At 64.1% G+C, this 1,140-nt stretch carries 2 protein-coding genes; both read left to right on the forward strand.

Going from position 1 to position 1,140, the window contains the following annotated elements; genetic code table 11:
- Window positions 1–220: adenosylhomocysteinase (locus U9977_RS08355; RefSeq protein WP_322748618.1), on the forward strand; the 220-nt coding region annotated here is incomplete at its 5' end.
- A gap of 61 nt (window positions 221–281) precedes the next feature.
- A partial coding sequence (locus tag U9977_RS08360; protein ID WP_322748619.1) for a carbohydrate kinase family protein occupies window positions 282–1,140 on the forward strand: 859 nt, incomplete at its 3' end.

The following is a 1,140-nucleotide window of genomic DNA, read 5'->3' on the forward strand; positions in this document are numbered from 1 at the left end:
CAGCTTCTCCAACCAGGTGATCGCGCAGATCGAGCTGTTCACCAAGCACACCGAGTACGCAGGCGAGGTCTACCGGCTGGCGAAGCTTCTCGACGAGAAGGTCGCGACGATCCACGTGCAGGCGCTCAACGGAGACCTCACGAAGCTCACCAAGGACCAGGCGGACTATATCGGTGTCGACATCGAGGGGCCGTTCAAGCCGGAGCACTACCGCTACTAGGGCGTGTCTGATGCTCCGCGGCCAGACCACCTTCGTCTGCTGAGAAGTACAAGGGGAGTGCATGTCCGCAGGAACCATCGCTGTCACCGGCTCGATCGCCACCGACCATCTGATGCGCTTTCCCGGGAGGTTCGCCGACCAGTTTCTCGACACTCACCTCGACCGGCTGTCGCTGAGCTTCCTCGTCGACGACCTCGTTATCCGTCGCGGCGGCGTAGCCGCCAACATCGCGTTCGGCATGGGCGTCCTAGGCCAAAACCCGGTACTGGTGGGCGCGGTCGGCAAGGATTTCGATGATTATCGTGCCTGGCTGGAACGCCACCGGGTCGACTGCGCAGGACTGCTTGTCTGCAGCACCGCATACACCGCGCGTTTCACCTGCACCACCGACGACGACCAGTGCCAGCTCGCGTCGTTTTACCCAGGAGCGATGAGCGAGGCACGGAACATCTCGCTCGCACCGATTGCCGCCGACCGCGGGATCGGTCTCGTCCTGGTGGGCGCCAATGATCCGCAGGCCATGCTCAACCACACCGCCGAGGCCAGACAGCTGGGTATCGCGTTTGTCGCTGATCCGTCTCAGCAGCTTCCTCGGCTCGACCGCGACCAGTGTCGGTCCCTCGTCGACGGTGCGAAATATCTGTTCACCAACGAGTACGAATGGGAGCTGCTCATCCGCAGGACCGGGTGGAGCGAGGCGGACATCGCCGAGCGGGTGGAACTGCGGGTCACTACTTTGTCCGCCAAGGGCGCGTTGCTCGTCGGCAATGGAAAGAGCATTCACGTCGACGTCGTGCCCGCCACGGAGATTGTCGACCCCACCGGTGTCGGCGATGCGTTCCGGGCCGGCTTCCTGGCCGGGGTCGAGGGTGGACTGGCCTGGGAGCGGGCCGCCCAGCTGGGCTCTCTCATCGCGACCC

Origin of the sequence: Protofrankia sp. Cas8 (assembly GCF_963555845.1) — a bacterium.
Classification (GTDB): Bacteria; Actinomycetota; Actinomycetes; order Frankiales; family Frankiaceae; genus Protofrankia.